Origin of the sequence: Curtobacterium uvaldense (genome assembly GCF_028307415.1) — a bacterium.
In the GTDB taxonomy this organism is placed as follows: Bacteria; Actinomycetota; Actinomycetes; order Actinomycetales; family Microbacteriaceae; genus Curtobacterium.
In genome coordinates this window covers 38516-62295 of record NZ_JAQMHU010000019.1, presented here as the reverse complement: position 1 = coordinate 62295, position 23780 = coordinate 38516, and the positions used below count along the sequence as shown (strand labels likewise).

Here is a 23780-nt window from a genome sequence, read left to right as displayed (position 1 = left end):
CACCTCAGCCCGACAGCCCGACAGGACCCTGCGCTCCGATGCCCGTCACCGCCCCGCCTCCGTCCCGCGGCTGGTTCGCCCAGCTCCTCCTCCGCCTGCACTTCACCGCCGGGCTCTTCGTCGGCCCGTTCGTCCTGGTGGCGGCGCTCTCCGGCGCCGTGTACGCCGTCGCACCGACCGTCGAGCAGGGCGTGTACCGGCAGGAGCTCACGGCGCCGTCGTCCGCGCCTGCGCTCCCCCTCGCCGACCAGGTCGCGGCCGCCGAGCGCTACGTGGCCCGCCACCACCCGGACGACACCGTCGCCGAGGTCCGCCCGGCCCCCACGCCCGGCACCACCACGCGCGTGATGTTCACCGAGGAGGGCCTGCTCGAGTCCCAGACCCGTGCGGTGTTCGTCGACCCGGGCGACGCCGCGGTGCGCGGGGACCTGCCGGTCTACGGCACGTCGGGGTCGCTCCCCTTCCGCACCTGGATCAGCACCGTGCACCGTAGCCTGTTCCTCGGCGACGTCGGGCGGCTCTACAGCGAGACCGCGGCGTCGTGGCTCGGCATCGTGTCGCTCGCCGGCATCGGCCTCTGGGCGTTCCGCATCCGGCGCGCACGGCGGAAGCGCGACCTCGTGCTGCCGGACAACCGTGCGACCGGGTACCGGAGGACGTTCTCCTGGCACGCCGCGACGGGCGCGTGGGTGCTCCTCGGCGCGCTCTTCCTGTCGGCCACCGGCATCACCTGGTCGCACTTCGCGGGCGACAACGTCAGCGCGCTCCGCTCGACGCTCAGCTGGCAGGCGCCGACGGTCGACACCGCACTCGACGGCTCGTCGGCGACGTCGGGCGGGGAGCACGCCGGGCACCACGGCGGTGGCTCGATGCCGATGGGCTCCCCGACGACGACGCCCGAGCAGTTCGACGAGGTGCTCGCGGTCGCCCGCGACTCCGGTGTCCGCGCGGCCGAGGTCCGGATCCGTCCGCCGGCGGCCGCCGACACGGCATGGACCGTCGAGGAGATCAAGCTCAGCTGGCCGGTCGCGATGGACGCGGTCGCGGTGGACCCGGGCACGATGACGGCGGTGTCGCGGGTCACCTGGGCCGACTACCCGCTCATGGCGAAGGCCGCCAAGCTCGGCATCAACACGCACATGGGCGCGCTGTTCGGCCTGGCGAACCAGGTCGTGCTGCTGCTCGCGGCGCTCGGGATCGCGGCGATGGTCGTGTTCGGCTACCTCATGTGGTGGCAGCGGCGTCCCACCGGCGCGCGTGCGGGTCGCGCGCCCGCCGCGGGTGCGCTGGCCCGGGCTCCGTGGTGGGGCACCACCGCGGTCGTCGTCGCCGCCGTCGGCCTCGCGCTGCTGCTGCCCGTCGTCGGGGTCACCCTGCTCGGGTTCCTGCTGGTCGACGCACTGGTCACGACGTTCCGTCGCCGCGCCCGGTGACGGACGGGAGGCCCGTGGCGGTGTCGCCACGGGCCTCCCGTCCGTCAGGTGGTCCGGATCAGGCGGAGGCGGGCTCCGAGATCGCGTCGCGGAGCGCGGACGCGGCGGCGGCCACATCGTCGGCGCTGTAGATCGCGCTGCCGGCGACCGCGATGCGGGCGCCCGAGGCCTGCACGGCCTCGATCGTGTCGGTGGTGATGCCGCCGGCGACCGAGAACGGGACGCCCGAGGCCTCGCCGTCGCGCAGCAGCGTCTCGAAGGTGAAGCCCTCCTCGGCCTGCTCGTCGAGGCCGGCGTGCATCTCGACGAACTCGGCACCGAGCGCGACGACCTCCTTCGCGCGGGCGGCCTTGTCGGGCACGCCGATCAGGTCGACGACGATGCCCTTGCCGTGCGCCTTCGCGGCCTTCACGGCACCGGCGATGGTGGAGTCACCCGCGACGCCGAGCACGGTGACGAGGTCGGCACCGGCCGTGAAGGCGATGTCGGCCTCGAGCTCACCGGCGTCCATCGTCTTGAGGTCGGCGAAGACGACCTTGTCCGGGTGCGCCTCCTTGATCGCGGTGATCGCGGAGAGGCCGGCGCTCTTGATCAGCGGCGTGCCGAGCTCGATGACGTCGACGTACGGCGCGGCCTTGCCGGCGAGGTCGAGGGCGGCCTCGGTGGTCAGGGTGTCCATGGCGAACTGGAGCTGCATGGTGGTGTCCTTCCGGTGGTGGTTCGTGGGGGTCTCGGTGGCGCGCTCGGGTGGCACCGGCGGCGTCACGGTCGGTTCACTCGAGGTTGGCGTGCCGCGGCCACAGGTCGTCGGCGGAGTGCCCGCTGCGCTGCCAGAGCGCGTGGAACAGGGCGTCCCCGAGGAGTGCGACGCCCTGCTCGAACAGGCCGCCCGCGTACTGCGCCGAGGCCGTGCCGGAGCGGTCCGTCTTCGTGGCGGCGGGCAGGACGAGCGTGGTGTCGGCGACCTCGGACAGCGGGGAGTCGTCCGTCGTGCTGACGGCGAGCACCTGCGCACCGACCTCGGTCGCGGTGCGTGCTGCCTGCACGATGCCGCCGGTGGTGCCCGAGCCGCTCGCGACGAGCAGCAGGTCGCCCCGCCGGATCGCGGGCGTCGTGACCTCGCCGACGACGTGCACGTCGAGCCCGAGGTGCATGAGGCGCATGGCGGTCATCCGGAGCGCGAGTCCGGACCGTCCGGCGCCGTGCACGAAGACGCGCTCGGCGTCGGCGAGCAGGTCGAGGGCACGCGCGAACGGTGCCTGATCGGCGCGGCGGACGGTCGCGATCAGCTCCTGGAGCTCGTCGCCGATCACTCCGAGGGCGTCGGCGGTCGTCGTGGTGGCCATGACTCCGATGCTCCTCGCGCGGGGTCGATCGCGCCGCTGCCCGGGCAGGCGGTCCACCCACCCGATCGGGTGGGACCGTCCGTCCGGGTGGGACGGGTACGTTCGGTCCTCGTGGAGACGGGACCGGACGCACCAGCCAGCCGGATCGCGGCGTCGGAGCACGCCCGGACGGTTGCGGAGCAGGCCGACCGTCACGCGTTGACCCTCGAGTCGGTGCTCGCCGCCCTGCGCGCGAACCGCCTGTCCGACGCCGCCGCCCGCGCCGAGGCCGTCGAGATCGCCTCGGCCGCACTCGTCGAGCTCCGGACCGTGACCGACCGGCAGCGGAGCACCCTGCTCGAGCCCGTCACCGGGGCGTTCTCACGGCTGCGGGCCGACCTCCGCCCGCTGGTCCGGTTCGGTGACCTCGACGTGCAGTTCGTCGAGCCGCCGGCGACCGGCAGGGCGCTGCCCGGAGACGTCGCGCACAGCGCACGAGCGATCGTCCGCACGGCCGTGCTCGCCCTGGTCGACGGCGGGGTCGCCCGACGCGTCCGGATCCAGTGGGACTGCGACGGGCGCAACCTGCTCATGCAGCTCCGGGACGACGGTGCCGGCACCCTCGACACGCACGACGATGCCGTCCGCCCGATCGCCGAGCGGGTCGTCGCCCTCGACGGCACGATGCACGTCGACTCCACGCCGGGCTGGGGCTCGACCCTGGACATCTCGCTCCCCCTCGACCCGGCGCCGGGGGCGGCCGACCTGCCGGAGGACACCGACCTGACCGAACGGGAGCGCGACGTGCTGCGGCTCGTGGTGACCGGCGTCGGGAACCGGGAGATCGCCGAGGGGCTCGGGATCAGTCCGAACACGGTCAAGTACCACGTGGCGAACCTGCTCCGGAAGCACGGTGCCCGCACCCGCGCGGAGCTCGCCGCGCTCGGCGCCCGCCCCTGAGCCCGGCCGCTCCGCGGTTCGCCTCCGTGTCGGCGGGATCGTGATTCGACGGCGGGATCGTGGTTCGACGTGCGCGCGCACAACCGGGAGCACGTCGCGCCACGTCGTTCCACGGCGCGACGTGCTCCCCGTTGTGCAGCGTGCAGCGCGAGGCGTGCGGCGTGCAGCGTGCAGCGTGCGGCGCGAGGCGGCGCGCTAGGCTGCCCCGATGACAGCGGGGGCGACGGTCGGCACGGACGAACGGTCGGGGTGGACGCGACCGGGCTGGGTCGCGCTCTACTGGGCGACCGTGGGGCTCGGCGTCCTCGGCGGGGCCTGCTCGTGGCTGTGGCTGTTCCTGGCATCGGAGGAGGCCACCCGCGGCGCGACCCCCGACCGATCGGGAGCGAACCCCGGCATCCCCCTCGGACTCGTCGGACTCGTCGTCGGCCACGTGGTGGGGTTCCTCCTGCTGCTGATGGTGGCGCGCCTCGCTCGCCACGGCGGGGCGTCGGCGGCTGGGTTCGCGGTCCTCGGGCTCGTGATCGGTTCCGGGGTCGGGCTCGCGTGCTCGCTCGCGCTCACCGGCGGTGCGCTCGTCGTGCCGTGGCCGGACGCCCCGTACACCCCCTGACGACCGCGCACTGGCTCGACGTCGGGGTCGTGGTTCGACACGCCCGCGCACAACGGGGAGCACGTCGCGCCACGTCGTTCCACGGCGCGAGGTGCTCCGCGTTGTGCAGCGGGCAGCGGGCAGCGAGCAGCGAGCAGCGGGCAGCGGGCACCGCGCGCGTTCGGCTCGGGCGTCCGCGCGTCAGGCGTCCGGCGCGAGCACCTGGAACATGACGTGGTCGCGCCACTCGCCGGCGATCCGGATGTACTTCGGCGCGAACCCGTACCGCTCGAAGCCGTTCCGCTCGAGCGCCCGCTGCGAGCCGGTGTTCTCCGGGAGGGTCTCTGCCTGGACCCGGTGCAGCCCGAGCTCCCGGAACGCGTGGTCCACCGCGAGCCCGACCGCACGGGTCGCGTGCCCCTGCCGCGTTCGGTCGGCACGGATCCAGTACCCGAGCGCACACGACTGCAGGGCGCCACGGGTCACACCGCTCAGGGTGATCCGTCCGAGCAACTCGTCGTCATCTCCCACGATCACGAAGGGCACCGAGCCGTTCTGCGCGGCGGCGAGCAGGACACCGATGGTCGCGCGCTGCCCGGCCTCGGTGAAGTAGCTGTCCGGCCGCGTCGGCTCGAACGGTCGCAGGTGATCGGCGCTCGCGCGGACGATCGCGGCGAGCTCGGCTGCATCGGACAGCTCGATCAGTCGGAGGCGGGTCCCGGTGCTCATGTGCGGAGGGTGTGGGATTCGAACCCACGAGACATTGCTGCCCACCTGTTTTCAAGACAGGCTCCATCGGCCGCTCGGACAACCCTCCGTGACGCGACCACGTGGCGAGACGTGATCGCGTCCCGGGCAGTCTAGCGAACCTGCCGTCCGTCAGCGCGGCAGCGCGTCGAGTGCCGCGGCGAGCCCGTCGTCGGTGACCCCGCCGGTCAGCTCGTTGCCCGCGTCGACGACGTCGTCCGGGGCCTGCCCCATGACGACTCCGCGGCCCGAGGTCGACGCCCAGCGCAGCATGTCGATGTCGTTCCGCCCGTCACCCGCCGCCATGACGCGGGAGCGTGGGATGTCGAGCCACTCGCGGACGCGCTCCATCGCGGTGGCCTTCGTCACGCCCTCGGGAGCGATGTCGAGCCAGGACGTCCAGCCGACCGAGTACGACACCTTCTGCAGCCCCATGCGCTCGACGACCTGCAGGAAGTCCTCGGTGTCGTGTCCCGGCGAGATGACGACGACGCGGGTGGCCTCGGTCCCGAGCAACTGCTCGAACGGCACGTGCTCGCCGGCGACGGTCATCGTGTCGTCCGGGAAGTTGCCGGAGAGCAGGAAGTGGCCGGTCTCGTCCTCGACGCCGAACGCCGCGTTCGCGAGCGCACCGTGGATGACCTGCAGGACCTCGGTCGGGTCGAACCGCTCGACGTGGACCCGGCGGTAGGACCCGTCGTCCTGACGGGCGAGGGTCAGCGCACCGTTGGCGCACACGACGTACTTCGACCGGAGCCCCAGGCGTTCGAGCAGCGGGATCGTCATGCCCTCGCTGCGTCCGGTGGAGAGCATGACCTCGTGCCCGGCGGCCTCGGCGTCGCGGACGGCGTCGATCACCGTGTCCGTGATGACACCGTCCTCGCGCATCGTCGTGCCGTCCACGTCGAGCGCGACGAGCCAGCGCTTCGTCCGCGGAGAAGTGGCAGCACCACCGGCAGCACCACCGGTGGCACCAGCGACAGCGCCGCCGGCAGCGACCGAGCCCGAGCCGGACGCACCGGCGCCGGAGCCGCCGCCCTGCGCCGACCCGTCGACGAACCGCTCGTGGGCGCTCATCGGGGCTCGATGACCTCGACGCCGCCCAGGTACGGCCGCAGCACCTCGGGCACGACCACCGACCCGTCGGCCTGCTGGTGGGTCTCGAGGATCGCGACGATCCAGCGGGTGGTCGCGAGCGTGCCGTTCAGCGTGGCGACCGGCGCCGTCTTCCCGGTCGACGTCCGGTACCGGGTGTCGAGGCGACGGGCCTGGAACGTCGTGCAGTTCGAGGTCGACGTGAGCTCGCGGAAGGTGCCCTGCGTCGGGACCCACGCCTCGATGTCGTACTTGCGTGCGGCGCTCGTGCCGAGGTCACCGCCGGCGACGTCGATCACGCGGTAGTGCAGGCCGAGGTCCTGCATCATCGACTCCTGCATCGCGACCAGGCGCTGGTGCTCCGCCTCGGCCTGCTCCGGGAGCACGTACGAGAACATCTCGAGCTTGTTGAACTGGTGCACGCGGAGGATGCCGCGGTTGTCCTTGCCCGCCGACCCGGCCTCGCGCCGGTAGCAGGTCGACCAGCCGGCGTAGCGGATCGGGTCGCCCGACTCCGGGAACGACAGGATCTCGTCGGCGTGGAACCCGGCGAGGGCGACCTCGCTCGTGCCGGTCAGGTAGAGGTCGTCGGCCTCGAGCCGGTAGACCTCGGCCGCGTGCTCGCCGAGGAACCCGGTGCCCGCCATCGTCTCCGGACGCACGAGCGTCGGCGTGATGAGCGGCTCGAACCCGTGCTCCACGGCGCGGTCGAGCCCGAGGTGCATGAGAGCGATCTCGAGCCGGGCGCCCAGGCCGCGGAGGAAGTAGAAGCGCGATCCGGAGACCTTCACGCCGCGCGGGATGTCGATGATGCCGAGGTGCTCGCCGAGGTCGGCGTGGTCCTTCGGCTCGAAGGCGAACTCGGGCTTCGTGCCGACGGTGCGCAGCGTGACGAAGTCGTCCTCGCCGCCCTTCGGCACGTCCGGCAGCACGACGTTCGGGATCGTACGGACCACCCGGTCGAAGGTCTCCTCGGCTGCGGTGACCTCGGCCTGGGCCTCCTTCACGCGTGCGGCGAGCGCCTGCGCCTGCTGCACGAGCGCGGGCTTCTCGTCCTTCGGGGCCTTCGCGACGGTCTTGCCGAACGCGTTCTGCTCGGCGCGCAGCGCCTCGAACGACGTGATCGCAGCGCGGCGGGCGGTGTCGGCGGACACCGCGTCGTCGACGACGGAGACGGAGGCGCCGCGCGCCTCCTGCGAGGCCTTGATGAGGTCAGGGTTGTCGCGCAGGAGCTGCAGATCGATCACCGGATCATCCTAGAGGGAGCGTGTGACCGCCGGACGGGAGGCCCGTGGCGGCCCCGCCACGGGCCTCCCGTCCGTCAGTCGGTCACGGCACCCGACGGGACGTCACGCAGGGCGGCGACCATCCCGCGCAGCAGGCGGAAGGCCGCTGCGCGGCCCGCCTCGTCGAGGTCCCGGGTCATCCGGAGCTCGACCTGCCGGACCGCCGCACTCGCCGCCTCGCGCTGTCGTCGTCCGGCTGCGGTGAGCGTGGTGGGGAGCACCTTGCCCGTGGTCGGGGTGGCCGGCCGGGTGACGATGCCGTCGCGCTCGAGCTGCTGCAGGAGCGTGTTCATCGACTGCCGGGTGACGAAGGTGCCGCGCGCGAGGTCGGAGTTCGACATGCCGGGGCGCTGGGCGAGCAGTTCGAGGCACGAGTAGTGCGTGACCGTCATGCCGAGGGGACGGAGGGCGTCCTCCATGGCGGCACGCAGGGCACTGGCGGCCTCCTTCAGGACGTAGCCGACCGAGCTGTCGAGGTCGATCCGCGCTTGACGCATGTCAGGAGTCTGACACATACTGCTCGTGTCAGGCATCTGACACAGACGAAGGAGCACACCATGCCCGCCACCGGGATCGACTTCACCTCGCTGCAGGTCCGCGACCTCGACGCCTCGCAGGCGTTCTACGAGCGGTACCTCGGACTCGTCCGCTCCCCCGCCGGCCCGCCGCACGCCGTGGTCTTCCAGACCGAGCCGATCGCGTTCGCGCTCCGCGACCTCGTGCCCGGGACGGACCTGTCCGCCGGGCAGCCCGCGCTCGGCGTCGCACTGTGGTTCCACGCGACCGACGTCCAGGCGATCCACGACGCGCTCGTCGCCGACGGGCACACGATCGTGACCCCGCCGTTCGACGGCCCGTTCGGCCGGACGTTCACCTTCGCGGACCCGGACGGCTACCCGGTCACGCTGCACGACCGGCGCTGAGCCGGACGGGCTGGTCGCCGACGCGGGCGGGTCGCCGACGCGGGCGGTCGCGCCGACCCGGACGGGCCGGTCGGCGACGCGCGCGGTCGTGCGCCGGTCGGCCGGTCGGGTTGCCGACCCGGGCGGTCGCGCGCCGACCCGGCCGGTCGCTCGCAGGCGTCCGTCGGTAACGTCGGCAGCATGTCGACACCATCGGAGACCGCGCCCGCGGGCCAGGACGCCCTCCCCACCGAGCAGAAGACGGCCGCGGTCGTCTACAACCCGGTGAAGGTGGACCTCGAGACCCTGCAGCGCACCGTCGCGGAGCACGAGCAGGAGGCCGGCTGGGCCGAGACCCTCTGGTTCGAGACCTCGGAGGAGGACCCGGGCGGCGGCATGGCGAAGGCCGCGCTCGACGCCGGAGCCGACGTCGTCGCAGCGGCCGGCGGTGACGGCACCGTCCGTGCCGTGGCCGAGATCGTGCACGGGTCCGACGCCGTGCTCGCCCTGCTGCCGAGCGGCACCGGCAACCTGCTCGCCCGGAACATCCCGGCGCCGATCGACGACCTCGGTGCGAGCGTCCGGACGATCTTCCGCGGCGAGGACCGCCCGATCGACTTCGGTGAGCTCGAGGTCGAGCGCGAGGGCGGTGAGCGCGAGCAGTTCGGCTTCGTCGTCATGGCCGGGCTCGGGCTCGACGCCCGGATGCTCGCCAACACGAACGACGACCTGAAGAAGAAGGTCGGCTGGCTCGCCTACGTCGACTCGCTCTTCCGGTCGCTCCGCGACGCCGACGCCTTCGAGTTCCGGTACCGGCTCGACGGCGAGGGCAACCAGTCCGTGCGCGCGCACTCGCTCATCGTCGGGAACTGCGGGATGCTGCAGGCCGGCGCGACGCTCCTGCCGGACGCCGAGATCGACGACGGTGTGTTCGACATCGTCGTGATGCGGCCCCGCGGGTTCTTCGGGTGGGTCCGGATCGGCGCCCGGGTGTTCTGGGAGAACGCGATCCTGCGCTCGTTCCGCCGCTCGAAGATCGGGCAGACCCAGGTCGGCAAGCGCATCGCCACCGCGGCCCGCGACGAACGACCGCTGCGCTACATCCGCGGTCAGGAGTTCGTGGCGCGGCTCGAGCGTCCGGACGAGTTCGAGATCGACGGCGACCCGGTCGGCGAGGTCGTGGCGTTCAAGGCGCGCATCGACACCGGTGGGCTGCGGGTGCGCGTCGCCGGACCGCAGGACCAGACCCGCAACACGCGCCGGGTCGAGAACGCCCACAGCTGACGCGGGCACCCTTCCGGCGGGCGTGCGCCTGCTGGGACGGAGAGCGGCCCGCACAACCGAAGGCACGTCGCACCACCGAAGAGCATGGTGCGACGTGCCTCCGGTTGTTCGGCGGCACGTCGCGCCACTGCCGGACCAGCCGCTCCGCCGGGCTCGGCCGCGCGCGCCAGGCTCGGGCTCGACGTCGGGCTCGGGCTCGGCCGGGCTCGGGCTCGGTCAGGGCTCAGCCGGCCTCGGGCTCAGCCGGCCTCGGGCTCGGGCTCGCCGGAGACGATCGCGCGGAGCCAGTCCCGCGCCTCGACGAACGCCTCGTCCGAGTAGCGCGCGGAGACCTCCGGGCGGAAGCCGTCGGCGCGCGGGTACGACCCGAGGAACGTCACGCGGGGGCTGAACCGGCGCAGGCCGAGCAGGGCGTCGGCCACCCGCTCGTCGTGCACGTGGCCGTCGAGGTCGATCACGAACCGGTAGCGCCCGAGCTCGTCGCCGATCGGCCGCGAGGACAGCAGCCCCATGTTGATGCCCCGCGTCGCGAACTGCTCGAGCATGTCGACCAGGGCGCCGGGGTGCTCGCTCGGCAGCTCGACGATGACGCTCGTCTTGTCCGCTCCCGTGCGCTCCGGGATCGCGAGCGTGCGTGACACGAGCACGAAGCGGGTGACCGCCGAGGCGTTGTCGCCGATGGACGACGCGAGCACCGCCAGGTCGTGGTGGTCGGTGATCCCCGGCGGGGCCACGGCGGCGTCCGCGACGGGGTGCTCGTCGAGCAGCGCGGTCGCGGCGGCGACGTTCGACGACGCCGGGATGTGGCCGTGGCCGCGCAGGTTGGTCTCGAGCCAGCGGTGCGTCTGCGCGTACGCGACCGGGTGCGCGTTCACGGTCCGCACGTCCGACAGGGCGGTGCCGTGCCGGGCCACGAGCACGAAGTCGACGGGCACGAGGTACTCGCCCACGATCCGCACGCCGGGGATCCGCGCCAGGGCGTCCTGCGTGGCGCTGACGCCGCCGTCGACGCTGTTCTCGATCGCGATCACCGCTCCGACCGACCGTCCCGTCACGACGTCGTCGAGCGCCTCGCCGACGTTGTTCACGCTGCGCCAGGGCTTACCGGCGGCGGCCTCGACGAGCTTGAGTGCCGCCTCGGTGAACGTGCCGGCGGGTCCGAGGTAGGAGTACGTGTCGGACGGCGTGGCACGGTCGGTCATGCGCCAGATCCTACTGGTGTACCAGTCACCCGCGACGCGAGCAGACCGACCAGACCGACCGAACCGACCAGGCCGACCGAACCGACCAGGCCGACCAGGGCGCCGGCCCGGACGTCAGGACCGGACGAGCATCGTGTCCGAGTCCCCGTTCCGCCCGACCGTCCGGAACCCGGCCCGCTCGTACGCGATCCGCGCCCCGGTGTTGCCGTCCTCGACGCTCAGGCTGACACCCGGCCAGCCCGCGGCCCGGCCGGCGTCGAGCAACCGCGCGAGCAGCGCCGTGCCGATCCCCCGACCCCGCCCGCGCGCCTCGACGGCCATCGTGAGTTCCGGGACGTCCTCGGCCACGAACCCGTACCCGGGGTCGTCCGCCGGCAGGAACCGCGCCCACGCCACCCCGACCGGTCCCTCGCCGTCCACCGCCACGACGCCGTGGTCGCGGGCGGGGTCGAAACCGACGAAGTAGTGCGCGAACTCGGGGCGGTCGAGGTCGGCGTCCACGAAGGACGGGGCCTTCCAGTTCATCGCCGCGAGCGTCGCGTGCCGGAGCAGCCCGGTGTCGTCCGCAGTCGCGTCCCGGAAGAGCACGCCCGCCGGTGCCGCAGGCGACGCACCCGTCAGACGCTCCTCGCACAGCACCTCGCCGTCGGACCGCGGGTAGGTCAGCGCCGCGAACCGCCCCTCGGGGTCGAGCCGCCCGAGCAGCGCCCGCGTGATGCCGTCGAGCTGCCGGACCTGCTCGTCGCTCAGCGCGTCGATGACGAAGCGTCGGGCGGTCCGGACGTGGTCGGGCGCCGCCGCGACGATGGCCGCGAACCCGTCGTCGGTCAGTCGGACGTCGGTGGCTCGGCGGTCGTCGACCGAGGGGCACCGGGTGACGAGCCCGCGCTTCTCGAGCCGCGACACCACGTGCGACAGGCGCGGCAGGGACGCGTTCGTCGCCGCGGCGAGCGCCGACATCCGGAGCGTGCGCGACTCGGTCTCCGACAGCATCGCGACGACCATGTAGTCGAAGTGGGTCAGATCGGCGTCCCGCTGGAGCTGCTGGTCGAGCGCGGCCGGGAGGAGTTCCATGACGGCGACCAGCTTCATCCACGCGCGGAGCTGGTCGCGCGTGAGCCAGGGCGTCTCGTCCGTCATGCACTCATGCTAGCCATTGGTTGTCGATGCAACCAGTGGTCGCGGGGATCGTCGGGCACGGACGACGCCCACCACGAGTGCGACCACGACGACCGCGAGCAGCAGCCCCTCGACGACGAGCAACCGCGTGGTGTAGTCGAACGGCAGCACGGTCGGGTTCTTCTGTCCGTGCTGCTTCGCGGCGATCTCCGGGAGCACCACCAGGGCGAGCACGCTCCCGAGCACCACCGCGGTCTGCACGACGACGAGCACCCCGGCGCCGAGCGTCCTGCCGGTCCGACGGAGCAGGAGTCCCGCTCCGACCACGAACGGCGACAGCACGACGTCGTGCAGCACGACCGCGCCGAGCAGCCACGTCGCCAGGCCCCAGATGCGGTTCGGTCGGACGGTCGTGACGAGCACGTACGCACCGAACGCCATCACGAGCACGCCCACGACGACGAGCACGATCCTCGCGGCCCTCATCGGATCACCTCGATCTTCCCGATCCACTTCGTCTGCAGCACGCCGGGTCGTCCCGGCGCGATGACCCGGGCGGGGAACCCGTGGTCCAGGTCGAGCGTCTTCCCGTTCACCTCGAGCGCGAGGAGCGTCGTCGGGTCGGACGCGTACTCCGGGCCCATCTCGGTGACCCGGTACCCGCCGCTCTTCTCGAGGCTCGTGATCCGCAGCGCCGACGCCGGGTCGGCCTGCACGGAGGCGAGCAGGTCCCGCATCCGGACACCCCGCCACGACGCCACCTGGCTCCACCCCTCGACGCACGAGATCGGCAGGTCCGCGGTGGCGGTGCCGAGCGCGACGAGCTCGGCACGCGAGAACGTCCGTGTGACGTCCGGACCGACCACGGTCAGCGTCCAGTCCGCCGCGGTCGCCGTCGCCAGGACCCCGGCGGCGCGAGCGGTGCGGTTGACCGGCAGGTCGTCCGGTCCGATGTACCGCTGACGGGCACCGAACACGTTGAGCGGTTCGAGCAGCCGGTTCGACTGTCCCGCGGTGAGCGCGACGACGCCGACGGTCGCCGCCGTCACTCCCGCCACGAACCCGCGGCGTGCGATCCGCTGACGGGGTCCGGGGAGCGCGTCGTCGTGCTCCGGCCGGGAGGCGCGACCCGCCTCCGCCCCGCCTGCGCCGTCCCCGAGACTCGGCTCCGCGGACGTGTTCGCGGTCCCGAGACCGCGAACCTGTCCGCCAGGGCGAGTCTCGGCGGCGCCCACCGGCGCAGCCGGCGCAGCCGGCGCAGCCGGCGCAGCCGCGCCGTCCACCCACCGCAGCAGGCGGCCGGTCAGGCCACGGGGGTACGCGCCGGCCGTCTGCTCGGCCGCGGGGCGTCCACCCACGGCGGGGCGGGCCTCCCGGCCGTCCGGCAGCAGCTCGCTGCCCACCGTCGGGTCCGCGACGAACCGACCCTCGGCGTCGTAGGCGTCCCGCGCCCGCCAGTAGCGCACGATCACGGGCAGCTTCGACGCGATGTGCACGACGAGCGAACCGATGATCAGGTACGACATGGCGTAGTGGACCTGGCGGAACGGGAACGGCCACGGGTACCACTGGTACGTGTTCAGCAGGCCGGTGCCGACCTGCACGATCGACGCCGACACGAGCACCGCGATCGACAGCCGCTCGAGCAGGTGCAGGACCCCGCGCACCGGCGGGACCTGGGCCAGCGCGGGCATGACGACGTTCAGCTTGGCGAGCAGCAGCGGGATGATCGCGATGCCCGCGGTGATGTGCAGGCCCTGCGTGAACTGGTAGAGCTGCGTCGGCCGGGTCGGGAAGCGCATCCACGGCAGGGGGTCCTGCAGCAGGTGGCTGTAGACGCCGGTCCCGAAGCAGACGACGAACGCGATGCCGAGCAGGCGACCCCAGACGACGGCCGAGCGGGCGTTGCGGTTCGGGGACGCCATGGTCGCGCGTGCATCCAGCAGGACCCGGCGCACGATCGGTAGCCTCGGGGAACCATGAGCAGACGACCGCGCGCCGCCTCCGTCCCGACGACCGCGGTCGTGTCGACCGTCCTGTCCGTCGTCGGCGTGCTGGCGCTGGCGGGTGTCATCGCCTTCGGCATCACGCATCTGGGGTTCCTCCGTGCCGGTCATCGTGCACCATTCGTTGCCTGGACGCTCATCGCTTGGGCGGTCTTCGCGGGAGCAGTGGTCGCCGTGCGGTTCGTGCCCCGCGAGTGGACGACCCGGATCGTCCTCGGTGGGGCGGTCGTGGTCGGCATCGCGGCGCTCGTCGGCCCGCCGAACACCAGTACCGACTCTGCCCGGTACGCCTGGGACGGCATCGTGCAACACGCCGGCATTTCACCGTACGCCCACACGCCGCAGTCGAACGCGCTGGCCGACCTGCGCCCGGACTGGCTGTTCCCGGACAAGATCGACGGCACCTGCAAGCCGCTCGAGCCGCGGATGCGCGGGCTCGGCGACGGAGCCGACGGGCACTGCGTCGCCATCAACCGGCCGGACGTGACCACGATCTACCCGCCGATGGCGCAGCTGTGGTTCGCCGGTGTGCGCGCCTTCGTGCCCGCGACCGCGCAGTACATGCCGTTCCAGGTCGCGGGACTCCTCGTCTCCCTCGGCGTCACGATCGGTCTGGTCGCGGTGCTCCGTCGCGTCGGCCGCCCGACCTGGTGGGCCGCGCTGTGGGCCTGGTCGCCGCTCGTCGCGTCCGAGGCGGTCACGAACTCGCACGTCGACGTCGTCGGTGCCGCCCTCGCCACGGCGGGCGTCGTACTCGTCGCCTTCGGTCGGCCGATCTGGGGCGGGATCGCCCTCGGTGCGGCGACGGCCACCAAGCTCATCCCGGCGATCGTCTACCCGCCCCTGCTCGGCCGGTGGCGGTACTGGTGGGCGGTCCCCGTCGGCATCGCCACGTTCGCGCTGCTCTACGTGCCCTACGTGCTCACGACCGGCGTGAAGGTCCTCGGGTACCTGCCCGGCTACCTGTCCGAGGAGGGCTACGAGGACGGCTCCCGGTTCGCCCTGGTCTCGTCCGTGATCAAGGGCGATGCGGCGACGATCGTCGTCGGGCTCGTGGTGCTCCTGGCCGCCGTGGTGTCCTGGCGCCTCGCGGACCCCGCACGGCCGTGGTCCGCCGAGGTGTTCATGATCGGTGTGACCTTCCTCGCCGTGACCCCGCGGTACCCCTGGTACGCGCTGCTCCTCATCCCCTTCGTGGTCCTCTCGGGTCGGTGGGAGTGGATGGCCCTGAACCTCGCCATCGCCCTGCGCGGGGTCTGGCCCTCGGCGCCCGCGTTCCGGTGGTGGCTCCTCGCCGCGGTGCTCGTGATCGTGGTCGTCACGCTCGTCCGCACCCGGCGCGAGGACTGGGTGCGCTGGGGACGACGACTCGACCCCCGTGGGTGGCGGTCCGTGGACCCCCGCACCCGCGACCGCATCGACGCGGGGTAGCATCACGGGGATGACGGCGCGGATCCTGCCCTCGACCGGCCTGCTGCGCCGGGTGCGCAGCGAGTCGCCGGCCATCCCTCCTCGACCCGTCGACGACCCCGGGCTCGTCGACCGGTTCGCCCGGCGCGCCGTCGACCTGCGGGTCTCGCTCACCGAGCGCTGCAACCTCCGATGCACGTACTGCATGCCGGCGGAGGGGCTGCCCGTGATCCCGTCCGACGCGCTCATGACGGCGGCGGAGATCGACCGTCTGGTCGGCCTCGCCGCCGGCACCCTCGGCGTGCGCAAGGTCCGCTTCACCGGTGGTGAGCCGCTCCTGCGCGCCGACCTCGTCGACATCGTCCGTCGGTGCTCGGCCCACGACGTCGAACTGTCGATCACCACGAACGCGATCGGCCTGGCGAACCGCGCACAGGCCCTGGCGGACGCCGGACTGCGCCGCGTCAACGTCTCGCTCGACACCGTCGACCCGGACGTCTTCGCCGAGGTCACCCGGCGCCCGTTCCTCGACCGCGTGCTCGAGGGCATCGCCGCCGCGGCGGACGCGGGTCTCGGGGTCAAGGTCAACGCGGTGCTGCTCCGCGGGGTGAACGACCACCTCGCCGTCGACCTGCTCGCCTGGTGCCTCGAGCGCGGGCACGAGCTGCGCTTCATCGAGCAGATGCCGCTCGACCCGGGGCACGCCTGGGACGGCGCCACCATGGTCACGGCGGAGGAGACCCGCGCCCTGCTCGGCGAGCACTACCGGCTCGAGCCCGACGAGGCGCCGCGTGACGGCGCCCCCGCCGAGCGGTACCGCGTGTCGACGCTCGACGGCGAAGCGCTCGGCACCGTCGGTGTGATCGCGAGCATCACCGAGTCGTTCTGCGCCGACTGCACCCGCACGCGCCTGACCGCCGAGGGACACGTGCGCTCCTGCCTGTTCTCGGACGACGAGGTCGACCTGCTCGGCCCCCTGCGCGCCGGCGCCGACGACGACGTCCTGCTCGACACCTGGCGACGCGCGATGTGGGCGAAGCCGCGGGACCACGGCGACGACGCGGACGGGATCGTGCACCCGTCCCGCGGCATGAGTGCGATCGGAGGCTGACCGGTGACGACGATGCGGTTCTTCGCCGCGGCCCGCGCGGCCGTCGGCCAGGACGAGACCACGGTGGCCGCGACGACGCTCGATGCGGCACTGCGGGGCGTCACGGCGGCCGATCCGGACCGGTGGACGGCGTTGCAGGAGCGGTGCTCGTACCTCGTCGACGGGGTCACGACGCGCGACCGCTCGACGTCGCTCGACGGCGTCGCGACCGTCGACGTGATGCCCCCGTTCGCCGGCGGCTAGGCCACCGTCACGCGGGCGCGGCGACGCTGACCTCGTCCGGGTCGACAGCGATCCGCACGGCCACGCCCGGCTCCAGACCGAGGGCCGCGGCCGACGCGACGGTCACGTCGGCCACCAGGTCACCCGCGTGCACCCGCACCAGCCCGTCACGCGGTTCCACCGCGGTCACCGTCCGTGCCAGCCCCGGCCCGTCACGGCGCACGCGCGCCGCGGTCGGGTGCAGGGCCGCGACCGCGGGTCGGCCGGGAGGCACGGTGTGCGTCGCGGACGCCAGCTCACCGCCGCCGTCGAGCGCGATCCCGGTCGGCGTGGCCGTCCCGGGGACGAGCACCAGTCCGGAGAAGGACGCCGAGAACGGCGTGCGCGGTTGCCGGAGGACGGCCTCGGTGCGCCCCTCCTCGACGACGCGGCCGTCCTGCAGCACGACGACGCGGTCGGCGAGCGTGACGGCCTCGAGCGGGTCGTGCGTGACGAGGAGGGTCGGGCGGCCGCGCAGGGCGGCGCGCAGCGCCGCGCGGACCTCGGTGCGGGCGTCGACGTCGAGCGCCGTGGTCGGCTCGTCGAGGAGCAGCAGCGCGGGCTCCGTCGCGAGGGCACGGGCGACCGCGACACGCTGCGCCTGCCCACCGGACAGCGTGGTCGGAGACCGGTCGGCGAGTACGGACGCACCGACGGCGGCGAGGGCCGTGGCGGCGCGGTGTCGTGCCTCCCGGCGGCCGGCCCCGGTGGCACGCGGGCCGAAGGCGACGTTGCCGGCGACCGTGCGGTGGGCGAAGAGGTCCGGGCGTTGTGCGACCAGGCCGACCCGGCGGCGGTGCGTCGGCACGGACGTCAGGTCGCGGCCTGCGAGCACGACACTGCCGTCGCGCGTGCGGAGGAGGCCGGCGAGGGCCTCGACGACGGTCGACTTGCCGGCGCCGTTCGGCCCGACCAGCGCGACGCACTCGTCGGGGCCGATCGTCAGGCGCACGTCGACGTCCCGCTCGGGCACGAGCACGTGAGCGACGAGCCCCGCTCCACCGCCCGTCACGTCGTCACCGGGCGGGTGCGCACCGTCGTCGTCCCGATCACGACGAGGGCGACCACGACGAGGACGAGCGCGAGCGCGACGGCGGTGTCCGGGTCGATCTCGCGCTGCAGGTAGACCTCGAGCGGGAGCGTCCGGGTGACCCCCTGCAGGCTGCCGGCGAAGGTGAGGGTGGCGCCGAACTCGCCGAGCGCCCGCGCCCCGCAGAGCACCAGGCCGGAGGTGATGCCCGGGAGCACGCACGGCGTCGTGACGGTGAGGAACGTCCGGGTCGGTCCGGCGCCGAGCGTGGCGGCGACCCGTTCGGCGCGACCGCCGCCGGTGCGGAGCGAGCCCTCGATCGACGACACCAGGAACGGCATCGACACGAAGACCTGCGCCGTCACGACCGCCGTCGTGGTGAAGGCGATCCGGAGCCCGTGCTCGTCGAGGAACGCGCCGAGCACGCCGAGCCGCCCGAAGGCCGCGAGCAGGGCGAGACCGCCGACCACGGGCGGGAGCACGAGCGGCAGGAGGACGAGCGCACGGAGGACCCCGACCCAGCGGGAGGTCGAGCGGGCGAACAGCACCGCCAGCGGGTAGCCGAGGACGAACGCGACCCCGGTGGCGGCGGCCGCGGTGCCGAGGCTCAGCCCGAGCGCGGTGGTCGACGCGGGTGCCGTGACCAGGGCGACGAACGACGACCAGTCGACCCGACCGACCATCGCGGCCACGGGCACGACGACGAACAGTCCGCCGAGGACCGCGGGGACCGGGAGCCACCACGGCACGGGGGTCCGCTGGTGGCGCTGGGGCGGCCTGCTCGTCATCGTCCTGGTCGTCCGGTGCATCGCGGTCGTCGTCAGGGTGCGCCGAAGCCGGCGTCCGTGAGCACCTCGCGTCCGGCGTCGGAGCGGACGAACGCGGCGAACGACGCGGCGGTCACCGGGTTCGCGGACTCCTTGAGGACACCGATCGGGTACGTGTTCACGGCCTCGGACGACTCCGCGAACGGGACGCCCTCGACCTTCCCCCCGGAGCCCTCGACGTCGGTGACGTAGACGAGCCCGGCGTCGGCCTGCCCGGACTCGACCTTCCCGAGGACGTCGGTGACCGACTGCTCCTCGCTCACCGGTCGGAGCTCGACGCCCGCGGCCCGCTCGACCTCCGCCGTCGCCGCACCGCACGGCACGGGGGCGGCGCAGGTGACGACCTGCAGGTCGGACGCGGTGAGGTCGCGGAGGTCCGCGACCTGCTCGGGGTTGCCGGGTGCGACGGCGATCTCGAGGGTGTTCGTCGCGAAGTCGCGGGGCCACCCCGTCGCCAGGTCGGTCGTCGCGAGCTTCGCCATGGTCGCCTCGTCGGCGGAGGCGAACACGTCGGCGGGGGCGCCGTTGCGGATCTGCGAGACGAGGTCGCTCGAACCGGCGAACGAGAACGTGACCGTGGTCCCCGGGTGCCGCCGCTCGTACTGCTCCCCGAGCTCCGTGAAGGTGCGCTGGAGCGAGGCGGCCGCGAAGACCGTGATCGACCCGGTCGGGCCCGTGCTGCCCGTGGCGGTGCCGCTCGCCGAGGTGCCCGTCGCGCTGCTCCCCGTCGCGCCGCCGGTGGCGGGCCGGGTCGTGCACGCGGCGAGGCTCGTCCCGACGACGACCAGGAGCGCGATCGCAACAGAGGTTCGCAGGAGCGTCTTCACGGGGCGATCCTAGCCGCACCTGCGGTCAGGAGGTAATCGGGTGGCCCTCCTGACCCCATGCGGTGATCCCGCCGTCGAGGACCGTGACGGACGACGCCCCCGCCGGACGGTCCGCGATGGCCTGTCGTGCCCAGGCGGTGGCACGCTTCCCGGACGCACACACGACGACCAGTTCGTCGACCGCCCCGGAGCCGCCGAGGTCGTCCGGGGTCCGCGAGCCCGGGATGACCCCGGTCGCGCGCTCCGCCTCGGTCCGGACGTCGACGAGGACGATCCGGTCGCCGGCGACGTCGTCCGCACCGTCGTCACCGAGTCGTCGTGCCAGCTCGGCGGGGGCGATCCGCGGCGGCTCCGCGACCGCCGACGGCGCGGGACGGACCGATCCCGGGCCGCGACGCAGGACGCTCTCGGTCCAGCGCCACCGACGGGCGTCCACCGTGAGCACCCGGCCGAGCAGCGGCTCGCCGAGCCCGGCGACCAGGGCGGTGACCTGCGCCGCCATCACCGCGCCCACCGCGCCGCACAGGGCGGGCAGCACGCCGTCCGCGGCGCAGGAGCCCTCGTCCGGCAGCGCCTCGGGGTGGAGGTCGTGGAAGTCGACCGGGTCGGCGGCGGCGTCGTGGAAGACGGAGACCTGTCCGTCGTAGCCGAGCGCGGTGCCCCAGACGAAGGGCACGCCCGCCGCGGCGCACGCGTCGGAGACGGCACGGGTGACCTCGACGCTGTCCGCCGCGTCGACCACCACGTCGTGGTCGGCGACGTGCTCGGGGCGGAAGCGCTCGGTCAGGGCGACGACCTCGACGACGGCGTCGACGCCGCGCACCCGGTCGGCTGCGCACGCCGCCTTCGAGCGCCCCACGTCGGCGGCAGCGAACAGCGTCTGTCGCGCCAGGTTCGACGTGTCCACCGTGTCGTGGTCGACGATCGTGATCCGGCCGAGCCCGGAGCCGGCCAGGTACGTCAGGACGGGTGCGCCGAGCCCGCCCGCTCCGACGACGAGGACCCGGGCGCCGGCGAGCGCGTCGAGCGCCGCCTGCCCGGCACCGTCGAGCGCGGCCGTGCGCGAGGTGCTCCGCCTCCGGGCGGCGAGCGCTGTGGGGTCGGGCGTGGCCGGGTCGGGCGTGGCCGGGTCGGACACGGCGGGGTCGGACACGGCGGGGTCGGGCGTGGCGGGGTCGGGCGTGGTCACCGCGCGCGCTCCGGCTGCTCCGGCACCTCGACGGTGACCATCGTGGCCTTGACGGACGCGACCGCGACGGAACCGACCTCGAGCCCGAGGTCGCGGACGGCCTCGGCGGTCATCAGGGACACCACGCGGTTCGGGCCGGCCTGCAGCTCCACCTGGGCGACCACCCCCTCGACGACCAGGTCGGTGACGATGCCGACGAAGCGGTTCCGCGCCGAGCTGCGGACACCGGACGGGTCGTCGAGCCCGGCGTCACGACCGCGGACGTACGCGGCGAGGTCCCGCCCCTCGACCACCGTGCGGCCGGACGGGTCCTCGGAACGGGGCAGCGTGCCGGCGTCGACCAGGCGCCGGACGGTGTCGTCGCTGACGCCCAGGTACCGCGCGGCGTCTCGGATGCGGAGTGTCGTCATGGTGTCCGTGACCCTACGGCATGGCGAACTCTCACGGAGGGGACAGCGGTACGGGGCACGCGCCCAGCCGTGCGCGCTACCGTCGCGGGCGTGACTGCACCACAGACCGGCACCATCCACGTCCCCGCCTCCGCCGGGGTCGCGCCGGTCCGTACCCGCCTGCGGTCCGCGTCCACGGCCCTGCGTGTCGCAGCAGTCCGGACCCCCGAACTCACCGTGGGTGCGCTCGGCGTCGTCACGGGCGCGCTCTTCGCCTGGGTCCCCTCGCTCTGGTACGACGAGGCCGCGACGGTCACCAGCGCCACGCGCAGCTGGCCGCAGCTCTGGGCCGAACTCCACAACGTGGACGCCGTGCACGGCCTGTACTACGCACTCATCCACGCCTGGTTCTGGCTCGTGGGGTACACGCCGTTCACCCTCCGCTTCCCGAGCGCACTCGCCATCGGCGTCACCGCCGGGCTCGTCGTCGCACTCGGACGCCGCCTGGGTGGTCGTCGGCTCGGCATCGTCGCCGGGCTCGTGTTCCTCGCGATCCCCCGCGTGCAGTGGGCCGGGTCCGAGGGCCGCCCCTACGCGACCGTCACGACCCTGGCCGTCGCACTGACGCTCGTCGGCATCACGGCCGTCCGACGCACCCGGTCCGGGGCGACGCGGGCGTCGAGCATCCGCTGGTGGGTCGCCTACGGGCTGCTCGCGCTCCTGGCCGTCTGCTTCAACGTGTACCTCGCGCTCGCCGTGGTCGCACACGCGGCGGCCCTGGCCTGGACGTGGCTGGCCGAGCGCCGATCGCGTACGTGGACCCGGAGGTCGGACGCCGGTGACCCGCTCGTGGGCCGTGTCGTCCTCGTCCGCTGGGTCGTCGCCGCCGCAGCTGCCGCGCTCCTCGCGTCGCCGCTCGTGCTCGAGGTCACGGAGCAGTCCAAGCAGGTCGCGTGGATCTCGGGCATCACGCAGCGCACCCCGCGCCAGGTGTTCGCCACCTCGTGGTTCGGCGGGATCGACTCGTACGCCGCGGTCGCGTGGACGCTCCTCGTCATCGGTGTCGTCGTGTCCCTGGTCGCCGCACACCGCCGCGTCCCCACCGTCCGCGCGCTCCTCCGGGCACAGTCGGTCCGGATCGCCCTGCCGCTGGCACTGCTGCCGACCGGGGCACTGCTCGCCGCGACGGCACTCGGCAAGCACCTCTACTCCCCCAAGTACGCATCGCTGAGCATGCCGTTCGTCGCGCTCCTCATCGCGCTCGCGATCACCGCCCTGCGGCGGAAGGCCCTGATCGCCGCGCTGCTCGCGGTCTTCCTCGTCATCAGCGTCCCGAGCGCGATCGACGTCAAGACGCCCCGGTCGAAGCAGGAGTCGACCTGGGCGAACGCCGCGTCGATCATCGCCGCCGAGCGTGGGGCGAACACCGGCGCCAACGAGGGCGTCGTCTTCGGCAGCGTCTACGGGCACCCGACGTCCACCGCGGAGATCATCCGCGTCTCCTACCCCTGGGCGTTCACCGGGATGACCGACCTGGGCATCCGGAAGAACGGCGCCGAGACGGGCGTGCTCTGGAACGAGAACGGCGACCTGGCGTCGACGATCCCGGCACGCCTCGGTGACATCGACACCGTGTGGTTCGTCGGCGGCACCCCGAAGGCCCGCAACATCCAGCCGGAGACGACCGAGGTGCTCGCCGAGCACGGCTTCCACGTCGAGCAGAAGTGGCGGACCGGTCGGGTCGTCATCACGGAGTTCGTCCGCGACTGAGCCCCGACGGCACCGTAGGTCCGGTGGTCAGTCGGCACCGCGGGTCCGGTGGTCAGTGCACGACGCGGGCACCGTGCACCGGGCCGGTCGCCCGGAGCGCGACGAGCCCGGAGGCGCTGAGCTCGACCTGCACCTCGAGCGCAGCATCGCGGTCGGCGACCAGGAACGCGACCGTCGGGCCGCTCCCCGAGACGATGCCCGCGAGCGCGCCGGCCTTCTCCCCCGCCTCGATCGTCGCCGCGAGCCCCGGCTGCAGCCGCATCGCGGGTGCCTGCAGGTCGTTGTGCAGGCAGTCCGCGAGCAGGTCCGCGTCGCCGGCACGGAGCGCCTGGAGCACGTTCGCCTCGACGACGGGGGTCGTGGGAGCCGGGCGGATGTCGGCCCGGTAGCGCTCCCGGTGCTCGTCGAGCGCCCGGTAGACAGCAGGGGTGGAGAGACCGTCCTCGCTGAGCGCGAGGACCCAGTGGAACTCCCCCTTGGCGAGCGCCGGGCTCAGCTCGTCGCCGCGACCCGTCCCCACGGCGGTGCCGCCGGCGAAGGCGAACGGGACGTCCGCGCCGAGTCGGGCCGCGAGCCGCAGCAGCTCGTCCCGCCCGAGGGCGGTGCCCCAGAGGGTGTCGCACGCGAGCAGGGTCGCCGCGGCGTCGGCCGATCCCCCGCCCATCCCGCCGGCGACGGGGACCTGCTTGTCGATGGTGAGCCGGACGCCGCCCCGGTGCCCGGCGGCCTCGGCCACGAGACGCGCGGCGCGGATCGCCAGGTTCGAGTCGTCGGTCGGGACCGCACTGGTGTCGATCGGTCCCGTGAAGCGCACGGAGAAGTCGTCGGCCGCTTCCGCGGTGACGTCCTCGTACAGCGACACCGCCTGGTACGCGGTCGCCACGTCGTGGTAGCCGTCGTCCTGCAGCGCGCCGACGGACAGGAACACGTTGATCTTGCCGGGAGCGCGCACCCGCACGCGGGTCGGTGCGGCCAGCGAGGTCATGCGTCCAACCTATCCTCCCCGCGCCGGGCC

25 protein-coding genes and 1 tRNA gene are annotated in these 23780 nt (G+C 73.5%); 9 read left to right on the top strand and 17 right to left on the bottom strand.

The genetic code is table 11. The annotated features are described in order from the left end of the window. Nucleotides 1-38: 38 nt before the first annotated feature. Nucleotides 39-1433, top strand: coding sequence for a PepSY-associated TM helix domain-containing protein (locus PIJ49_RS11960; RefSeq protein WP_271826681.1), 1395 nt, complete (start codon nt 39-41; stop codon nt 1431-1433). A 58-nt stretch (nt 1434-1491) separates the two neighbouring features. On the opposite strand, the gene hxlA is transcribed toward PIJ49_RS11960, so the two are convergent. Then, a complete protein-coding gene (hxlA, locus tag PIJ49_RS11955; protein WP_066658574.1) occupies nt 1492-2130 on the bottom strand; it encodes a 3-hexulose-6-phosphate synthase in 639 nt (212 codons plus the stop codon). 76 nt (nt 2131-2206) lie between these two features. Further along, complete coding sequence (gene hxlB / locus PIJ49_RS11950) at nt 2207-2779, bottom strand: 6-phospho-3-hexuloisomerase (RefSeq protein WP_066655854.1); 573 nt, start codon at nt 2777-2779, stop codon at nt 2207-2209. Nucleotides 2780-2977: 198 nt separating this feature from the next. Between hxlB and PIJ49_RS11945 the strand changes: the two genes are divergently transcribed. Together PIJ49_RS11945 and PIJ49_RS11940 are read left to right on the top strand one after the other, a co-directional pair. Next, nucleotides 2978-3718, top strand: a complete 741-nt coding sequence (locus PIJ49_RS11945; protein ID WP_251154486.1) for a helix-turn-helix transcriptional regulator — start codon at nt 2978-2980, stop codon at nt 3716-3718. A gap of 208 nt (nt 3719-3926) precedes the next feature. Next, nucleotides 3927-4331: a hypothetical protein gene (locus tag PIJ49_RS11940; protein ID WP_251154485.1), complete on the top strand. Its 405-nt coding sequence runs from the start codon at nt 3927-3929 to the stop codon at nt 4329-4331. A 180-nt stretch (nt 4332-4511) separates the two neighbouring features. Here PIJ49_RS11940 and PIJ49_RS11935 read toward each other — a convergent pair whose 3' ends face one another. From PIJ49_RS11935 to PIJ49_RS11915, 5 genes are all read right to left on the bottom strand, one after another. Continuing rightward, entirely contained in the window at nt 4512-5039 is a 528-nt protein-coding gene (locus PIJ49_RS11935; protein WP_066655866.1) for a GNAT family N-acetyltransferase, read from the bottom strand. 3 nt (nt 5040-5042) lie between these two features. Continuing rightward, nucleotides 5043-5127 (bottom strand) — tRNA-Ser (locus PIJ49_RS11930). Between the two features lie 62 nt (nt 5128-5189). Next, on the bottom strand, nt 5190-6134 hold the full coding sequence (locus tag PIJ49_RS11925; protein ID WP_081985027.1) for an HAD family hydrolase: 945 nt from the start codon (nt 6132-6134) through the stop codon (nt 5190-5192). Next, nucleotides 6131-7399, bottom strand: a complete 1269-nt coding sequence (gene serS / locus PIJ49_RS11920) for a serine--tRNA ligase (protein WP_209685589.1) — start codon at nt 7397-7399, stop codon at nt 6131-6133. Before serS ends, PIJ49_RS11925 begins: the two co-directional genes overlap by 4 nt. Nucleotides 7400-7473: 74 nt before the next feature. Then, nucleotides 7474-7935, bottom strand: coding sequence for a MarR family winged helix-turn-helix transcriptional regulator (locus PIJ49_RS11915; protein ID WP_209685587.1), 462 nt, complete (start codon nt 7933-7935; stop codon nt 7474-7476). 60 nt (nt 7936-7995) lie between these two features. On the opposite strand from PIJ49_RS11915, the gene PIJ49_RS11910 reads away from it, so the two are divergent. Continuing rightward, nucleotides 7996-8361, top strand: a complete 366-nt coding sequence (locus PIJ49_RS11910) for a VOC family protein (protein ID WP_066655875.1) — start codon at nt 7996-7998, stop codon at nt 8359-8361. Between the two features lie 180 nt (nt 8362-8541). Further along, nucleotides 8542-9624, top strand: coding sequence for a diacylglycerol/lipid kinase family protein (locus PIJ49_RS11905; RefSeq protein WP_066658581.1), 1083 nt, complete (start codon nt 8542-8544; stop codon nt 9622-9624). A 239-nt stretch (nt 9625-9863) separates the two neighbouring features. On the opposite strand, the gene pheA is transcribed toward PIJ49_RS11905, so the two are convergent. From pheA to PIJ49_RS11880, 4 genes are all read right to left on the bottom strand, one after another. After that, nucleotides 9864-10826 carry a prephenate dehydratase gene (gene pheA / locus PIJ49_RS11900; RefSeq protein ID WP_271826679.1) on the bottom strand — a complete coding sequence of 321 codons (963 nt, stop codon included), beginning with the start codon at nt 10824-10826 and terminating at the stop codon, nt 9864-9866. Between the two features lie 114 nt (nt 10827-10940). Continuing rightward, entirely contained in the window at nt 10941-11966 is a 1026-nt protein-coding gene (locus PIJ49_RS16955; RefSeq protein WP_307810456.1) for a GNAT family N-acetyltransferase, read from the bottom strand. 9 nt (nt 11967-11975) lie between these two features. Beyond that, nucleotides 11976-12431, bottom strand: a complete 456-nt coding sequence (locus PIJ49_RS11885; RefSeq protein WP_144411360.1) for a hypothetical protein — start codon at nt 12429-12431, stop codon at nt 11976-11978. Then, nucleotides 12428-13903 (bottom strand): molybdopterin-dependent oxidoreductase, encoded by a 1476-nt coding sequence (locus tag PIJ49_RS11880; RefSeq protein ID WP_271826678.1) that lies wholly within the window; start codon nt 13901-13903, stop codon nt 12428-12430. The genes PIJ49_RS11885 and PIJ49_RS11880 overlap by 4 nt, the downstream gene beginning before the upstream one ends. Nucleotides 13904-13924: 21 nt before the next feature. Here PIJ49_RS11880 and PIJ49_RS11875 point away from each other — a divergent pair, with 21 nt between their 5' ends. From PIJ49_RS11875 to PIJ49_RS11865, 3 genes are read left to right on the top strand one after another with little or no spacing between them, the layout of a single operon-like run. Further along, on the top strand, nt 13925-15382 hold the full coding sequence (locus tag PIJ49_RS11875) for a glycosyltransferase 87 family protein (RefSeq protein WP_271826677.1): 1458 nt from the start codon (nt 13925-13927) through the stop codon (nt 15380-15382). A gap of 10 nt (nt 15383-15392) precedes the next feature. Next, a complete protein-coding gene (gene moaA, locus PIJ49_RS11870; protein ID WP_209685581.1) occupies nt 15393-16472 on the top strand; it encodes a GTP 3',8-cyclase MoaA in 1080 nt (359 codons plus the stop codon). 12 nt (nt 16473-16484) lie between these two features. Continuing rightward, a complete protein-coding gene (locus PIJ49_RS11865; protein ID WP_245172441.1) occupies nt 16485-16715 on the top strand; it encodes a MoaD/ThiS family protein in 231 nt (76 codons plus the stop codon). Between the two features lie 7 nt (nt 16716-16722). Here the strand turns inward: PIJ49_RS11865 and PIJ49_RS11860 are convergent, their stop codons facing one another. The 5 genes from PIJ49_RS11860 to PIJ49_RS11840 are packed head-to-tail and all read right to left on the bottom strand — an operon-like array spanning nt 16723 to nt 21016. Next, a complete protein-coding gene (locus tag PIJ49_RS11860; RefSeq protein ID WP_209685578.1) occupies nt 16723-17745 on the bottom strand; it encodes an ABC transporter ATP-binding protein in 1023 nt (340 codons plus the stop codon). Further along, nucleotides 17742-18551 carry an ABC transporter permease gene (locus PIJ49_RS11855; protein ID WP_271826676.1) on the bottom strand — a complete coding sequence of 270 codons (810 nt, stop codon included), beginning with the start codon at nt 18549-18551 and terminating at the stop codon, nt 17742-17744. The genes PIJ49_RS11860 and PIJ49_RS11855 overlap by 4 nt, the downstream gene beginning before the upstream one ends. Before the next feature lie 32 nt (nt 18552-18583). After that, nucleotides 18584-19417 carry a molybdate ABC transporter substrate-binding protein gene (modA, locus tag PIJ49_RS11850; protein WP_271826675.1) on the bottom strand — a complete coding sequence of 278 codons (834 nt, stop codon included), beginning with the start codon at nt 19415-19417 and terminating at the stop codon, nt 18584-18586. 25 nt (nt 19418-19442) lie between these two features. Further along, nucleotides 19443-20606: a ThiF family adenylyltransferase gene (locus PIJ49_RS11845; protein WP_271826674.1), complete on the bottom strand. Its 1164-nt coding sequence runs from the start codon at nt 20604-20606 to the stop codon at nt 19443-19445. Beyond that, nucleotides 20603-21016 carry a TOBE domain-containing protein gene (locus tag PIJ49_RS11840; RefSeq protein WP_066655894.1) on the bottom strand — a complete coding sequence of 138 codons (414 nt, stop codon included), beginning with the start codon at nt 21014-21016 and terminating at the stop codon, nt 20603-20605. Before PIJ49_RS11840 ends, PIJ49_RS11845 begins: the two co-directional genes overlap by 4 nt. A gap of 90 nt (nt 21017-21106) precedes the next feature. Between PIJ49_RS11840 and PIJ49_RS11835 the strand changes: the two genes are divergently transcribed. Further along, complete coding sequence (locus PIJ49_RS11835) at nt 21107-22765, top strand: glycosyltransferase family protein (protein WP_271826673.1); 1659 nt, start codon at nt 21107-21109, stop codon at nt 22763-22765. A 52-nt stretch (nt 22766-22817) separates the two neighbouring features. Here PIJ49_RS11835 and PIJ49_RS11830 read toward each other — a convergent pair whose 3' ends face one another. Continuing rightward, entirely contained in the window at nt 22818-23750 is a 933-nt protein-coding gene (locus PIJ49_RS11830; RefSeq protein ID WP_251154473.1) for a 4-(cytidine 5'-diphospho)-2-C-methyl-D-erythritol kinase, read from the bottom strand. Between the last annotated feature and the right edge of the window lie 30 nt (nt 23751-23780).